Genomic DNA, 15,661 nt, shown 5'->3' on the forward strand with positions numbered 1-15,661 from the left:
TCCTGCGCCGCTAGCCGGGCAACTTCACCTTGATCGAGCCGGCGAAGCGCTCCATCCGCGCGAGGTCGGCGCGCACCGCGGCAAGCTCGATCGCCATGCCGTCGACCAGCCCCTGGCTGCTGGCGCACTGGCGGGCGTTGTCGCCGACCGGGTCGGGCTCGCTCGCCAGCCGGCGCTGCCAATCGGCCAGGTTGTCCTTCAGGAAGGCCTGGTAGTCGACCATGCGCTCGACCCGTTCGCGCATCTCGGGCACGCGGAACTTCAACCAGTCGCCGACCTGCTTCGCGACCTGGCCCTGCAGGCCCTTGAGCCGTTCCACGTAGGCCGGCTCGGTGGCGTAGCCCGAACTCTTCAGGTCGTCGACGAAGCCACCGAAGGAGGCACCGCCCTTGAGCGAGTCGTAGACGCCGGGGCGGCGCTGCTTGAGCAGCGCCAGATGGTGCTCGGTGGAGCGCGCCGTCGAGTCGTAGCCGAAGGTCGGGCTCGGCGCATTGACGTAGGCGCCGTTCTTGAACTCCTTCTGCGCCAGCATGTGGATGCTCACGCCTTCGCTCTCCTGGCCGGGCAGCGGCGTCTTGTCTTCGGCGACGCTCGCGTGTTCGTTGAACAGCCGGTTGCGATGCTCCGACGGCAGGTAGTAGCTGACCTTCCCCTTGTCGTTCACGCTGAGCGGCGACTGCTCGCCATAGGACTGCGTGATGAGCCACAGCGCGCGATCGAAGGGAATGTCGCCATGGGCCTCGATCGCCTGCAGCACGCCGGGCACCACCTGGTCGAAGTAGCTCGTGTAGAGCGGCAGCCGCATCGCCGCGGCCTGCGCCGCCGGCACCGGCTGGGCCGCCGCCGAGGCACCGGCCTGCGGGTCCGGCTGGCGGCTCAGCACGCCGGCGGGCATCGGCGTGAGCTTCGGCGTGCCGCCCTGCAGCCAGCGCGCCGCCTGCGCATCGGCCTCGCGCTCGCTGGCGTCGCCGGGCTCCGACACCCGCATCGCGCCGGCCGCGGGGGCCGCACCGGCCTGCTGCAGCGTGTGCGTGAGTTCGTGCGCCAGCAGACGGCGGCCGGGCTCGGTGCCGGGCGCGAACTGACCGGCCTTGAAGTAGATGTCGTCGGCCACGGTGACGGCCTGCGCCCCGTGACGCCGGGCCAGCGCGTCGGCCTCGGGACCGTCGTGGACGCGCACGCGCGACAGGTCGACGCCGCCGCGTTCGAAGTCGGCGCGCAGGAAGCGCGGCAACGCGCGGCCGTCCTGCGGCTTCGCGGCCGGCGCCGGCGCGGCTTCGCCGGCTGCATCGGGTCGGCGGCGCGAGGTGTAGCGCATGGCGGGTGCGCCTCAATCGGCCCGGCCGAGCTGCGCCCGGCGCGCGCGGTCATGCTCGGCACGCACGGCCGCGAAGCTTTCCGCGCCCCACTGCCACTGGAACGCGGCCAGCACCGGCTCGACCCAGGAACGGCCGACCTCCGGCCCCAGAAGGTCGGCCAGCGTGACCCAGGCGGTGGCCAGGCTCCGGTAGGCCTCGGCGCGCTCGCCGAGCGCGTCGGCAGCGCGCGCCAGGCTCACGGCGGCCGCGAAGTAGGCCAGCGGCGCGACCGCGGCGAGCGCGGCCTCGCGCGCGGCCAGCGCCTCGGTGCGGGCCGACGTGGCCTCGCCGCGGGACAGCGCGCAGGCGGCGCTCACGCAGAGCCGCTGGGCGCGCAGGTGCAGGTCGTCGGCGGCCGCGCGGCCGACGCGTTCGCGCGCCAGCACCTGCTGGGCGTGCACCCCCTCGCCCGCCTCGCAAGCGGCCTGCGCATGCTCGATGTCGACCCAGGCCGAGGCATGCGCGATGTCCGCACCGGCCATCCGCGAGGCCGCCTCGTCGAACACGGCCCAGGCCGCTGCGACCTCCCCGCCATGGGCCAGGCACAGCGCCTGGCGGCGCAGCACGGTCGCCCGCGGCACCTCGGGCAGGCCCAGCGCATCGGCCTCCTTCAGCGCCGCCGACCAGGACCGCGCGGCGCCCGCGAACTCGCCGGCGGCGAACAGCGTTTCGGCGCGCTCGGCCTCGGCCGCGAACCGAGCGCGCGGCGAGCCGCTGTCGCGCGCGGCGCTGCGCGCGGCCGCCGCCAGCGATTCGTCGAGCGAGCCGGCGGCGCGATGGAGCGAGGCCGCCATCTGCTCGCAATGCGCCGCCCGCTGCGCTTCGCCGCGGGCCGCCGCTTCGGCCGCGGCGCGGCGCAATTGCCTCGCGGCAGCTTGCCAGTCGGCGTGCGCCAGCGCCTGCTGCGCGGCCACCAGGCGAGGCGAGTTCACGGTGCCACTCCCGGGCTGGTCTCGCGTGGCCGCCAGCCGCGCGCCACCATCGCCTCGCGCGTCTGCGCGATCGCGGTTTCGCGGGCCTGGCGGTGCGCCTGCGCCCAGGCCTGCCACTGGCCCGACAGGTCGGCAATGCCGGTGCGCGTGTCCTCGGCCTGGTGGTCGAGCTGGCCGCCGGTGGCCGCCGCCTGGCCCTCGCGGCGCCGCGAGTCGGCCGCGCGCGCGTCGTTGCGCGAGGCCAGCGCCGCGCCGCCGGACTGCGCCACGCCGAGCTGGCCCTGGGCCGCGGAGTTGCCTGCGGCGGTGCTTTCGAGGCGGCCGGCATTGGCTTCGATGCCGCTCTCGCGCGCCGGCGTGGCGGCCTGCTGCTCGGCGACGGCGCCATCGACGCCGTGCAGCGCCTCCAGGAAGCGCTGGCCGTCGGCGTTCATGCGCAGGATGCCGCGCTTGGCGCCGACCAGCACCTGCGGGTCGTCGGGCAGCAGGTGGGCCAGCGAGGTGAAGGTCGTGAAACCCTCCAGCGGCCCGGTGATCATGGCCAGCCCGGCGGCGCGGTTGCCGTAGTCCGTCAGGGTGCTGCCCACGTTGCCCTCCTCGGTCTGCTGCTGCTGGTTGGCGGCGCTGCGCTGCGCGGTCGCCTGCTGGTGCGCCTGGGCCGCGGTCATGGCCTCGCCGGTGCGCGTGTTGAGGTCGGCCAGCGGCACGCTGTTCGCCTCGTGATGGCCGGCGTCGGCCGCCATCGCATTCTGCAGCGCCTCGGCCTGGGCCCGCGCCGCCAGGATCGCCAGCAGCCGGTTCTGCATGTCGACCAGTTCCTGCCGCGAGCCCGTGCCGGGCGGCGGCGGATAGGCCGGGTTGACCGGCTCGACGATCGGCTCGGCGCCACGGGCGACGCCGGCGTTGAAGTCCTCGGCGCGGCGCGCGACGCCGGCGCCGACCCGGGCTCCCAGCATGGCGCCGCCGGGGCCGCCGATCAGGGCCCCGGCCACGCTGCCGATGGTGCCGGCGCGGGCCACCCGGGCTTCGGGTGTGCTGCCGGCACGCGGCACCGGCGCGGCGGGCCTGGCGGGCGCCACGACGGGTGCGACCGGCTCGGCGGGTGCAATCCGTCCGGCGGGCGCGACCGGTTCGGCGGGCACGACGCGTCCAGCGGACGTGACCGGCGCGGCCCGCGGGATCGCCTCGGCCGGCACGGTGCTGCGCACGGTCGCAGGGGGGAGTTGGGACTGGGACTGGGACTGGGACTGGGACTGGGACTGGGACTGGGACTGGGACTGGGACTGGGACTGGGACTGGGGCTGGGTTTGCGGTTGCGCGATCGGCCGCGCCGGTTCCCCGAAGGCGAGGGACATCTGGTTCGGGTCGGGCACCGGACGCGAAAAATCGAGCGACAGCTGACCCGATGGCTCGGCCCGCGGCGCGCGTGGCGGAACTTCCACGGTTCGGCCCTGCGCATGAAGATCGGGCGCCAGCACTTCGGGCGCAAGCAGCATCTGCACCGGGCCGCGGCTCGGCTCGACCACGCGGCCCGACCAGGGCTGCGTCGGGCGCTGCTGCAAGTCGGTGGCGGGCACGCCTTCCATCACATAGCGCGCCTGCTCGCCGGCGGCCACCGTGAGCTGCACGTCGTCCAGCGGCGGCAGGCCGGCGCGGGCGCGCGACTCGGCGATCTGCGCGCGCATCTCGGGGATCAGGTAGCGGTCGGCGAAGCGGTGCTCCGTGCCGTAGCGCCGCTCGAACGGCGCCTCCGGCGGCCCGAAGGGCAGCTCTTGCTGCGCCCCCCGACCGCGGCGCGGCTCGCCGACCCGGCCGGCACCGGTATCGTCGATGAAGTAGTCGGTGCCGCGCTGTGCCGGATTCGCGAACTCCGAGGCCGGAACGCCTTCGGTGCCGAGCAGCAGCGAGGCCTCGCCCGCGCGCCGCGACTGCAGCGGACTTCGGTTGGCGTTGATCGCCTCCGCCGATGCCGGCAGCGTGCCGGTGGCGTTGACCGTGGCGTCGCGCACCTTCGTCCAGTGCTGGTCCTGCAGACCGGCGGCCGGGTCCCAGCCGGCCGGACGCTCCTCGCGGATGCCGGCATAGGCTTCGTCCAGCACCGCCGCGCGGCTGCTCGCCGCGTCGCGGGGCACGTCCTGCATCGGCGTCATCACGTCAGCGGCCAGGCGATCGCCGAAGGGCGAAGCGGCCAACTCGGCGGCCGTCTGGTTGAGGCTCGCGAAGCTGGCCGGATCGGCCGCAGGCCCCACCGGGCCAGGTGCGTCCAAGAGGCCAGGCATCGTGGGCGCATGCGGATCGACGACTTCGGGCACGCGCACCGTCGGAGCCAGCGGATCGATGACTTCGGGCACCGGCACCGTCGGCGCCAGGGGATCGATCGGCGGCGGGCGCTCAGTGGGGGCGTAGGGACTGGGCTCGGCCGGGTTCCAGTCGGGCAGATCGACGCCGTAGTCCGGCGGCGGCTCGATGTTGGGCATCCGCGGCGGGCCCGGGATCTCCGGCGTCCCGCCGTCCTCGGGCAAGGAGGTCGGCGCGTGCGGGTCGACCACCTCGGGTGACGGCACCGTAGAGGCACGGGGATCGACGGCCTCGGGCGCGAGCATCGTCGCGGCATGCGGATCGACGGCTTCGGGCGCGAGCATCGTCGATGCATGCGGATCCACCACCTCGGGCACCGGCATCGTCGGCGCCAGGGGATCGATCGGCGGCGGGCGCTGCGTCGGCGCATAGGGACTGGGCTCGGCCGGGTTCCAGCCGGGCAGCTCGACGCCGTAGTCGGGCAGCGGTTCGATGTTGGGCAGGCGCGGCGGGCCCGGAATCTCCGGCATGCCGCCGCCTTCGGGCAAGGCCGTGGGCGCGCGGGGGTCGACGACTTCGGGGGCTGGCATCGTCGGCGCATGCGGGTCGACCGGCTCTGGCGCGGGCATCGTCGACGCGTGCGGGTCCACCGGCTCTGGCGCGGGCATCGTCGACGCGTGCGGGTCCACCGGCTCTGGCGCCGGCATCGTCGGACCGTGCGGGTCCACCACTTCGGGGGCCGGCATCGTGGCCGCATGCGGATCGACGACTTCGGGCGCGGCCACGGTGGAGCCCGGCAGCTCGGCCACCGGCCCGGCGCTGTCGGCGATGGGGCGCGGAGACGCGGGCTCGGGCGGCAGGATCGCGGGCCGGTCCCCGGCCGGCAGGCCGGCTTCGACCGGCGGCGGATCGGCCGTGATTGTCGGTCCGTCGCCAGCGGCCACGCGCGGCGGCTCGGCATCGGGCACGCGCGGCGGCGGCTCGTGGCCCAGGCCCATGCGGCGGCCGGCGGCGCCGGTGAGGCCGGCACCCGCCAGCCCGCCCGCCATGCCGCCGACGAAGCCGGCACTGGCGCCCGCGGCCTCGCCGATGCGCCCGCCCTGGGCCTCGACATCGGTCGGGTCGGCCTGGCTGGTGAAAGTGTGGAGCGCACGGAACAAGGTCACCAGCCGCTGCAGCACCAGCGCGTTGATGCCGTCGAGGATCATGGTGGCGATGCCGATCGCACCCGCGATGGTCGACAGCGTGGCCGCCAGCGGCGTGGCGACGCCGACGGTCAGCACCGTGATGATCCACATCGCGATCGAGATCGCGCCGATCACGCCGGCGATCACGTTGAGCACCGCGGTCGCGATGCCGATGATCTCGGACACCGCGGCGATGCTGTTGGCCAGCTGCTCGTAGATCGAGCCGCCCTCGCCGAAGCGGCCGATGGTCTCGCCCGTGCGGCCCCAGTCGCGGGTCGCGAGGTCGTAGGCCGAGAAGACGCCGCCGATCACCGCGCCGATCGCCGGCAGCGGAAAGCTGCGCGCCAGCGCCGGACCCGCCAGCCGCGCCACCAGCCGGCCGACGCCCAGCTCCACGGCCTGGGTGCCGGCCCCCATCGCGGCGCCCATCAGCGCGCCGTGGCCGAAGGCGCCCAGCGCGCCGGCGCCGGCCGCGGCGACGATGAAATCGGCGCGGGTCGTGCTGCCGGCAGCACCGACACGCGCGGCGGCGCTGCCCCAGCGCTGGTGCTCGGCGAGCTCGGTGTCGATCATCGCGATGTCGCCGGTCGCCAGCGCCGCCATCGCGTCGGCGCCGGCGGGCGACTCGCCGCCCGCCGCCACGCCATCGGCGGCCGGCCCCCCGCTGCCCCGGCCCGCGGCACCGGACCCGCCGCCGCCCGCGCCCTCGCCGCCGGACCCTGCACCGGCCCCGCCCGCTTCGCCGCCTTCGCCGCCTTCGCCCGTTGCCCCGGCCTCGCCGCTGCCGCCGTCGGCGGCGCCCTCCGCCGGCGTCGCTTCGCCGGCGGGCGCGGCTTCATCGGCGGCGCCGTCTTCATCGCCCGCGCCGCCGCCATCGACCGAGCGCGTTCGCGCTCGTGACGGATCGGCGTCGGCGTCGCGCGTTGCGGCGCCGGCCTCTTCCGCCGCCTCTTCCGCCGCAGCGTCCTCCACCGCCGGCTCCGGCGCGAAGGACGCGATGGCCTCGGTATCACCGGGCAACGCGATGGCGCTTTCCCTCCGCGCGGCGATCGATTGGCGCAGCGGCACGCTGTCGTCGACCACGCTGGCCAACGGCCCCTCGGCCGTCATCAGGTCGTGCGCCGTGCCGACCGCGGTGTCGAGCGCCGACCCGGCACCCAGGTACCTCGGCATGCCGGCCGGCTCGGGCTCCGGAACGGCCGTCCCGGGCCCGGACTCGCCCAGCGGCTCGCGCGTGGCGGCAGGCTCCGTGCGCGACTCCCGGCGCGGCGGTGCCCGCACGCGCGGAGACAGCGCCAGCGCCGCGCCCATCACGCCTCCGGCAGGCCCGGCCCCAGGCCCGCCGGCATCTGCCGGCCGAGCTTGCGGCATTCGGCTGCGACCGCATGCAGCGCGTCCGCATAGCCGATCGGCCGCGCTTCATGGCGCGCGCGCGCCGACGCGCTCAGCACGATGTTGCGGATATGGCCGCCGGCCAGGTCGCAGCCCACCGCCAGGCGGTTCAGGTCGCCGCTCGACAGCGCATGCGCATCGCCGAGATGGCCGACCCACAGCGCGCGGCGCTCCTCGGGTGTCGGCTGCGGAAAATCGAGGATCGCGTCGAGCCGCCGCGTGAAGGCGCTGTCGAAGCGCGTGCGGCTGTTGCTGGTCAGCACCACGATGCCCTCGAAAGACTCGATGCGCTGCAGCAGGTAGTTGGTCTGCGCATTGGCGAAGCGGTCGTTCGACTCCTTGACCTCGGTTCGCTTGCCGAACAGCGAATCGGCCTCGTCGAACAGCAGCAGCACCTCGGCATGCTCCGCGCGCGCAAACAGCTGGGCCAGGTTCTTCTCGGTCTCGCCGATGTACTTGCTGGTGACCGAGGCGACGTCGACCCGGTACAGCGGCAGCCCGAGCTGCGTCGCCAGCCAGCCCGCGGCCAGCGTCTTGCCGGTGCCCGAAGGCCCGACGAAGAGCGCGCGCACGCCCGGCTTGTAGCGCGTGCGGGCCGAAGCGCCCAGGCCCTCGGCCAGGCACTCCCGCAGCTCGCATCGGCGGCGCAGCGATTGCAGGCCATCGCGCAGGCCCGGAGGGATCACCAGCACCTCCTCGGCGATCTCCTCCGGCATCAGCTCGGCCAGGGTGCCGAGCTCGGCCGCCACGCCGCTGCGCGCGGCCGTGCCCACATGGCCGCGGTGCAGCGCGGCCGCGCCCTCGAGCCCGGCCTGGTAGCGCGCCGCGCGGCCCAGCTGCTGGATGCGCGCGGCGTCGTAGCGGTACTGCATGCCGACGCGCCGGGCGGTCTCGGGGTCCGCCAGGTGCCGCTGCCAGAGCCCGGTGCGCTCGGCCGCGTCGGGCAGCGGCACGCGCCAGCTGTCGACCGTGTCGCCGTCGCGCTCGAAACTGCCGTCGGGCCCGCAGGCCACGAGCAGCGGGCCGCGGTAGCCGGGCAGGCGCGGCAGCTTGCGCGACTCGCCGGGCGCGAGCTCGAGGCACAGCACCGGCAGCGCGCCCGAAAGCGCCAGCCACAAGCCGGCGCCCTTGGGCGGCTCCTGCTCGAAGAAGGCGGCGCGCAGGCCCAGCGCCTCGGCCACCAGTCCGGCCGCGCTGCGGGCCTCGCGCGGATGGCCGCTGCGGATCGCCAGCGCGCCGCCGCCGGCCTTCAGCGCCTGCGCCTGGTGGGCGGCGGCGCCGACCAGCGATGGCACCGCGGCCGCCGGATCACCGTGCCGCAGTTCGACGCCGGGCCACAGCGAGCGTCCTTCGCGCAGCGCCAGCACCAGCGGCAGCGGCACCTGCAGGGACTGCTCGGGCAGCGGGCGGCGGCTGCTCTCGATGTCGGAATCGAGCTGCAGCAGACCGTGTTCGCGGGCCGCGCCTTCGAGCAGCGTCAGCACCGAGCCGCCGAGCCCGAGGGCCTCGGCCGCGGCCAGCACCAGCCCGACCGTGGGCCGCGAACCGCCGACCGGCGCCTGCAGCCAGGCCAGCACGCGGCCGGCCATCGCATCGGTCTCGACCGCCGCCGCCAGTGCCACCGCGATCAGCTCCACCGGCTGCAGCGGCAAGGTGGCGGCCAGCGTGTGCAGGAGTTGGTCTTCGGCCGGCGGCACCGCGAGCCAGGCTTGCAGCGCAGCCCGCGGCCCATCCTCGAAGGCCGTGCAGCGGCTCGCCAGCCAGCGGGCTTCGGCATCGGATTGCGGCCCCGCCAGCGGCTCCAGGCCCTGCAGCGCCGACAAGGCCAGCGCATGGAGCGCGGGCGCCGGCAGCGTGCGCGTGGGCGCGTTCATGGCGGCTGCTCCTCGTAGTGGAAGCAGACCACGCGGCCGAACCACGGCAGCCAGCCCGGATCGATGTCGAGCCCGAGCCGGCGCACGCGCAGGTCGACCGCGGTCAGCGCGAAATGCATGTCGAGATGGGTCGGCGTCAGGCCCAGCCGACCGGGCCGGCGCACCAGGCTCGCCAGGCCGATGCGGGCTTCGCGGCGCAGCCAGCGGCGCACCGTGGTCAGCCAGTGCCCGACCTGTTCGTCGGCGCGCCGGCCATCGGCGAGCAGCGGCGTCGCGGGCATCGCGATCGCCCAGGCCGGATCGTCCCGCGGCGCCCGCAGGCGGACCAGCGCGGCGGCCAGCACCGCCCGCGCCCAGTCGGCCGGATCGCCCGCGCCGGGCTCGGCTTCGACCCAGCGCGGCAGCCCGAGGTGGGCCAGCACCGGCAGCAGGAACGGCAGGCCGGCGAAGGCGGTGGAGAGCGGGCCGCTGCCGCTGTCGGCGAGCTCGCCGCCCTCGGTGGCTGCGCCGAGCGCGGCGACCGACGAATCGATTCGAGCCTCGCGCGAGGCCGATGCGGCGCCGACCGCAGGCGCATCGCGGGCCATCGACGACGCGACCACCGGCCGCGGTGTCGACACCGGCCCTGTTTCCGGCGCAGCCTCCTGCCGCGGCGTGCGAGGCGCGAGCGCTTCGCGCGCCGGACGGACTGGCGGCCCGGCCTCCGGCACCGCGCGATCTTCGACGCCATCGCGCCGATCCGCCTGGGCCGCATTCGCGCGCGGCGACGCTCGCCGCGCCCTCGGCAGCGCCATGCCGGTGTCCGCATCGGACCCAGCCCCCGCCTGCAGCAGGCCTTGCAACCAGGGCGGCATCGAGGCTATCCGGCGCCGATCGGAATGAGTGCCGCCACTCGCCGCCGAAGACCGTGCGGCCGAGGCGTCGGCCGCGTTCGCCCTGCCCTGCCCCACGACCGGCAGCGGCAAGCCCGCCTCGCGCAGCAGCGCCTCGCCGAAGCGCTCCGGAATCAGCGCCGCCAGCCGCTGCGCGCCACCCGCGCGCACCACGTGCACGGCCCACGCCGGCAAGGCCACGCGCGCCTCGGCCGATTGCGCCAGCGTGCGCGCGATGGCGCGCAGGTTGTCGCCGGCGGCGATGCCGGCACGGAACTCGGGCACCGCCAGCGGCCAGTACCAGGCGCTCGCGGGCTCGCCGCGCAGCAGCCGGCCCGCCAGCGCCACGCGCGCATGCCAGGCACTCGCGAACACGATGCGCTCGGCCCCGCTCCGGTCGTCGGTCGCGCCCTCTGTCCAGCGGGCGCCGCCATCGGCGAAGCGGGCCTCGATCAAGCGCGCGATCGCCTGCGACGAGGCCTGCCGCGGCAAGCGTCCCAACGCCAGCCGCCGCACCAGCAACAGCCGGCTGCCGGCATCGGGCAGGCTGGCGCAGCGCAGCGCGTCCTCGAGCCGCGGCACGGCGGCGCGCGCCGCCTCCTCGCTGCCGGCCACGAGCCGCAGGCGCCGGGCGTGACGTTGCGCAAGGCTCATGGCGAAGCTCGATCAACGTCCGAAGAGGGTGCGCTTGGCACTGGCGTTTTTCATGCTCAGCATCGCGCCGTCGTCGAAGTGGATCCGCACGTCGGTGCCGAGGTCGACCTGCAGCGCCATCGTCTGCACCACGCGCGCCGAGATCTCGGCGTTGCCGATGTCCTCGACCAGCGCCCGCGCCACCACCTGCTCGCCGCGGTAAGCGACCGCCTGCATGCCCACCCGCAGCTTCGAGGCATCGATCGCCAGCAGCGGGATCCGCGTGCCGACGACCACCGCCGGCATCGGCCGCGCGAGGCGCCCGGTGATGATGCGGTCCACCGGCGCATGGCTCGCGAGCAGCAGGCACATGCGCACCACGTCGTTGACCAGCGCCACCGCATCGGGCTTGTCGGGCTCGATCTGGCCGAACAGCCAGTCGACGTAGGCCTGCATCTGCCGGCGGTCCTCGAAAGCGATCTCGGACCAGCGCGGCAGGCTCGCGAGGTTGCGCAGGTTGGGCGCCGCATCGAACTCCGACAGCGTCTCGGCCCACTGCAGCCGGAGCGCCGGCAGCACGGCCGAGAACTCGGCATGCAGGCAGACCGCGATGCTGCGGATGTTCTCGAGTTCGGCCGCGGCGCTGCGCGCGACATCGGCGCGGCCATGGCCGCCGTCGGCCAGGTCGGCGAAGGACACCACCTGCTCGGCCTGCACGCGCTGCCCCTGCCAGGTGAGGCCGGCGAGCGCGCCGAGGTCGAGCGTCTGCATCGCCGTGATGCGCGGCGCCAAGGCCTGCACCTGCCGCGTCGCCACGCTGGCGATCGCCTGGCTGATCTTCGTGACGCCGGCGCTGGCGGCGACGATCGGCGTCGCCAGACCGGCGACCGCCCGGGTCTTGGCCACCTGCACCATGCGCAGCAGCGGCTCCGAACGGTCGAGCCGCCGCAGGATCGGCGGCGCGGCGACGAACCAGTGGGCCGGCGCCTCGCGCACCACGCGCATCATGTCGGCAATCTCGTCGGGCACGTCGGGATGGGCGCGCAGGCAGGCCGGCACCGGCGCTTCGAGCAGCCCGGGGTCGACCGAATGGGTCGGCGTGGCGAGCAGGTTCTCGACTTCGCGCGGCCGCACGAAAGCCAGGAACTTGACTTCGTCGGCCAGGATGCGGATGCGGCGGGCGTTGACCGCGTCGAGCCGCTCGGTCTCCTCGGCCAGCAGCGAGCGCGCGACGCTGACGTCGTGCCGCGCCTCGGCCAGTTCGTCGGCCACGGCGACCAGCCGCGTGGCGATCGCGGCGACCGCGCCGCGCACGCCGAGCGCCGCGCCGTTGCAGACCGCGATCGCATCGCGGTACAGCTTGATGCGCCCTTCCATCTTGCGCATCAGCGCCACCACGTGGTCCGACAGGTCGGTGCTGTCGGAGAACATCGCGCCCTCGTCCGGGTCGCCGGTGGTCTGGCCGGCCGGCAGCCGCGTCGGCACCTTGAGCAGCGCGCCGAGCAGCGGCCGCTTGACCAGGAAATCGGTGAAGGGCCGCTCCAGCGGCGGCGGGCTGCCTTCCTGCGGCTTGAGGTCGTCGAGGAAGCTGTCGCCGTCGAGGCCGCGCATCGACACGTCCTGGAACAGGCCCGGCGTGACGCCGCCGTCTTCCTCGGTCAGCGTGTCGGCCAAGCGCACCAGGGACAGCACCGCCTCGTAGCGCGACGAGGTCGCGTAGTCGCGCGCCTCCTTCGACTTCGGGTCTTCCAGCCGCTTGGCGATGGTGGTGGTGCGGATGAAGGCGTTGCCGGTCAGCGGGTCGGCGTTGGAGACGTCGGCGGGCGATGGCGGCGCCGGCGGCGCGGCCTTGCCGCCGCCTACACCGATCACCTGGATGTCGCCGAGCGCCCGCTTGTCGAACAGCTCGGCCTTGCTGCCGAGGCTGCCTGCCAGGCCGGTCGAGATCGGCGCCTTGACGATCGCCGTGTCGCCCAGCGTGGTGCCGATCACGCCGGTGCCGATCCGCGTGCCGACGCTGCCGCCGACCGAGATCACGCCGGTGTCGACGCGCGTCGCGAGCGGCGAAAGGAGCAGGCCGCCGGCCCGCGCGCCGACCGTGGCCGCCGCGGCAGCGGCTCGCGCGACCGCGCGCACCGGGGCCGCCGGTGCAGCAGGCGGCGGGGTCGCGACCACCTTCTTCTTCAGGTCGGCGATGAAGCTGGAGATCTGCTCCTGCGAGGCGGTCGCGGTCTCGGCTTGAGCGATCGTCGCCAGGACCGGCGAGACCGCCAGCCGGGTTGCCGCGGTGGTGCCCAGCATCAGCTGGCGCACGCGGTAGACATCGGTCTGGACCTTGACGAAGCCGTAGTCGACCAGGTCGTCGGCGCGGTCGGTGCGCGACTTCAGGTAGGCCGAGAAGCCATCGATGCCGAGCAGGTAGAGCTGCATGCGCTCATGCGCCGACAGCACCTGCAGCGCCGGGTGCACGAACAGCTCGTCGAGCGCCGCCACCTTGCCGTTGATCGAGGCGGTCGATGGCGCGCGCAGCTGCGCCGAACTCAGCAGGTTCCAGCCCGGGTTGGTGGTCGGCCCGCCGCCGGCGGCATCGGTGATCGCGATCCACGGCCGCTCGGTGAGCGGCGCGCCGGGCAGCGTGGAGGTGACGGCCAATGCGCCCGTGGGGCCGAACACCGCGAAGCCGTCGAACTGCATGAAGTCGAGCGCGGTGAAGGAAGCGCCGTTGGGAAGCGCCAGCACCGCCAGCGGCACCGACAGCCGGGCCCAGCCGCCGGGCTGCGGCAGCGGGCCGGCGTAGAAGCCCGGATGGGTGTCGGTGCTGTTCGGCGGGATCAGGTTCCAGCCCCAGTAGACGCGCCGCGCGATGTTGCCGTCGCGCACCCGCCATTGCAGCTGGATCTCGCGCGGCGGATCGTTGGGGTCGAGATAGACCCAGGCATAGAGGCTCTCGGCCGGCTGCACCGCGAAGGCCGGTGGCCGCGGCGTCGGCGCCAGCGCGATGTCGTAGCTGTGCAGGTGCAGGCCCTTGGCCGGTGCATCCGCGTGGCCGCCCGCGCTGAAGGGCGGCGCCGCGGGGGTGGCCGGCAGCACGCCCAGCGTGGGCTCGAAGGGCGTCCACAGGTCGTTGGCGGTCAGCATCTCCCAGCCGTCGTCGCCGAAGCGCTGGGCGCCGTCGGGCAGCACGTTGCAGAACCACTTGCGCTCGGTGGCGCCGCTGCCGCTGCCGGTCATGCCGTAGGCGGCACGGCCATCGAACAAGGTGAAGGCCATGCCGTCGAGCGTGGCGTTGGCGACGCCGACGCTGGCTGCCGGCACTTCGAGCCGGACCCAGCCGCCCGCCACCGGCAGGTCGTCGATGCGCCGGCGCGAGGGCGTGCCGTCGGCACCCAAGGCGATCAGGTTCTCGCCCCAGTAGGCGCGGTGCTCCCAGTCGGCGCCAGCCACGTGCCACTGCAGCATCAGCGTGCGCGGCGGATGGTCGGGGTCGAGGTGAACCCAGCAGTAAAGCCGCTCGCCGCCGGGCGCAAGCGTCTGCGTGGCGCGCTCGAAGTAGTGCTGGTGCAGCCCGGCCACGAGCCGGCTGCGATGGCCGCCACCCGCCGGTGCCGGGCCCCAGGGTGACAGGAACTCGGTCTCGACCGCAGCGTCGTCGTCGTTCCAGGCCACCACCTGCGGTGCCCGGCCGTCGAGCCCGTGCTGCAAGACCGACTGCCGCACCCGCAGCCCCTGCCGCAGGCCCAGCGTGCGCGAGCGCACCAGCAGGAAGCGGTCGAGCGTGCGCTGGAACTCCGGATCGGGCCGCTCGTCGGTGATCAGCAGCCGGGGCTCCCACGAGGCCAGCGGCACCGGCACCAGCAGCCGCACGCTCTCGGCGGCCCGCATGCCGAGCGGCGCCAGCGAGGCGTTGGCGCGCGCCGCGATGTCGAGTTGCTCGACCGGCACCGGCACCGCGTCGATGTCGAAGCCGGCCGGAAAGAAGGCGCTGCGGCGCGTCACCGGCTCGTAGCAGTTGCGCGGCAGCAGGCCCATCGGCGGCAGGAAGCCCGGGAACGAAGTCGCCAGCTGCTCGGGCGTGGGAACCGTCTCGGCGGACAGCGCGGCAACCTGTTCGGCGAACTGCTCGATGCGCGCCTGCTGCAGCGACGGCAGCCGGCTGCTGGCCACCAGCAGCGGTGCGCCCGCGCTGCCCGTGGCGAGCTGCAGCCGTGCATTGCGCGCCAGGCCGCCGCGGCGCACCACGCTCGCGCGATCGGCCCACAGCGGCTGCTCGGTGGCGAGGTCCAGCTGCACCAGCGCCACCGGCACGCCCCAGCCTTCCCAGGGCAGCGCACTGGCGGCCGGCAGGTCGGCCTCGGCCTCGAAGATGGTCCAGGCCAGCGCATTGCGCGCGCCCGGACCGGGCGCCGGCAGCGCGCGCCATTCGCTCGGCCACACGTACCACAGCAGCCGCACCGCGTCGCCGATGCGCCAGTCCTCGAACACGCTCGGGTCGCCGGTGCTGCCTTCGTCGCAGGCCGAGCGCTCGCAGGGGTCCTCGGGGTCGAACTCCGAGGTGTCGGCCAGCGCCGGCTGCAGCAGCAGGATGCCGGTGGCAGGAAGCCGCGCCCGCGACACCGCGGGCAGCGCGCCGAGCGCGGCGCCGATCTCGCGCGGATTCAGCGAACCGTCGGCGGTCGGCGCCCCGACGCCGCTGCCGTCCACGAAGAATCCCGGCGGCGCGACCACCGGCACGTCCGCCAGCGTGGTCGCGAGCGGCTGGCGCAGCACCGCGTCCTCGCCAGTCACCGCAAGGCCGCGGCCGGCCGCGATCTGCACCTCGACGTCGGCGAAGCGGCGGCCGCCCACGGCGCCGCGGACCACGGCCTCGAAGCCGTCCACCGTGCCCGGCACCCAGTCCTGGCCGCGTTGCGCGATGTGGCCGGCCTGCCAGGCCTGCCGCTGTGCCAGCGCGCCGGCCGACAGCGCGCGGCCGGCGAAGAGGTTGAGCCGCCGCTGCCAGAAGGTGGAAGCGTCGGTCGCGTTCTCGGGCGACAGCGCCAGCACTCTTTCACCGGCAAGCGGCGTGGCGATGGGTCGGATGGCCATGGCGGTTCCTTGTGGCGGGCTCGGGGTTCG

6 protein-coding genes are annotated in these 15,661 nt (G+C 75.0%); all 6 read right to left on the reverse strand.

Going from position 1 to position 15,661, the window contains the following annotated elements; all coding sequences use genetic code 11:
• Positions 1-10 precede the first annotated feature (10 nt).
• Genes QTI45_RS10865 through QTI45_RS10890 form a run of 6 tightly spaced genes read right to left on the reverse strand, consistent with a single transcriptional unit; the run spans position 11 to position 15,631 of the window.
• Entirely contained in the window at positions 11-1,318 is a 1,308-nt protein-coding gene (locus tag QTI45_RS10865; RefSeq protein ID WP_286654346.1) for an eCIS core domain-containing protein, read from the reverse strand.
• Positions 1,319-1,330: 12 nt separating this feature from the next.
• Positions 1,331-2,290 carry a hypothetical protein gene (locus tag QTI45_RS10870; RefSeq protein ID WP_286654347.1) on the reverse strand — a complete coding sequence of 320 codons (960 nt, stop codon included), beginning with the start codon at positions 2,288-2,290 and terminating at the stop codon, positions 1,331-1,333.
• Entirely contained in the window at positions 2,287-7,086 is a 4,800-nt protein-coding gene (locus QTI45_RS10875) for a hypothetical protein (RefSeq protein ID WP_286654348.1), read from the reverse strand. Before QTI45_RS10875 ends, QTI45_RS10870 begins: the two co-directional genes overlap by 4 nt.
• Entirely contained in the window at positions 7,086-9,041 is a 1,956-nt protein-coding gene (locus QTI45_RS10880; RefSeq protein WP_286654349.1) for an ATP-binding protein, read from the reverse strand. The genes QTI45_RS10875 and QTI45_RS10880 overlap by 1 nt, the downstream gene beginning before the upstream one ends.
• Entirely contained in the window at positions 9,038-10,567 is a 1,530-nt protein-coding gene (locus QTI45_RS10885) for a hypothetical protein (RefSeq protein WP_286654350.1), read from the reverse strand. Before QTI45_RS10885 ends, QTI45_RS10880 begins: the two co-directional genes overlap by 4 nt.
• Positions 10,568-10,579: 12 nt before the next feature.
• Entirely contained in the window at positions 10,580-15,631 is a 5,052-nt protein-coding gene (locus QTI45_RS10890; protein ID WP_286654351.1) for a hypothetical protein, read from the reverse strand.
• Positions 15,632-15,661: the final 30 nt, after the last annotated feature.

Origin of the sequence: Variovorax saccharolyticus (assembly GCF_030316765.1) — a bacterium.
GTDB classification, from domain to species: Bacteria; Pseudomonadota; Gammaproteobacteria; order Burkholderiales; family Burkholderiaceae_C; genus Variovorax; species Variovorax saccharolyticus.

Excerpts from the sequence above, each read along its gene's own strand:
- QTI45_RS10865 (WP_286654346.1), bottom strand. The coding sequence starts at position 1,318 with ATGCGCTACACCTCGCGCCGCCGACCCGATGCAGCCGGCGAAGCCGCG.
- QTI45_RS10875 (WP_286654348.1), bottom strand. The coding sequence starts at position 7,086 with ATGGGCGCGGCGCTGGCGCTGTCTCCGCGCGTGCGGGCACCGCCGCGC.
- QTI45_RS10880 (WP_286654349.1), bottom strand. The coding sequence starts at position 9,041 with ATGAACGCGCCCACGCGCACGCTGCCGGCGCCCGCGCTCCATGCGCTG.
- QTI45_RS10885 (WP_286654350.1), bottom strand. The coding sequence starts at position 10,567 with ATGAGCCTTGCGCAACGTCACGCCCGGCGCCTGCGGCTCGTGGCCGGC.
- QTI45_RS10890 (WP_286654351.1), bottom strand. The coding sequence starts at position 15,631 with ATGGCCATCCGACCCATCGCCACGCCGCTTGCCGGTGAAAGAGTGCTG.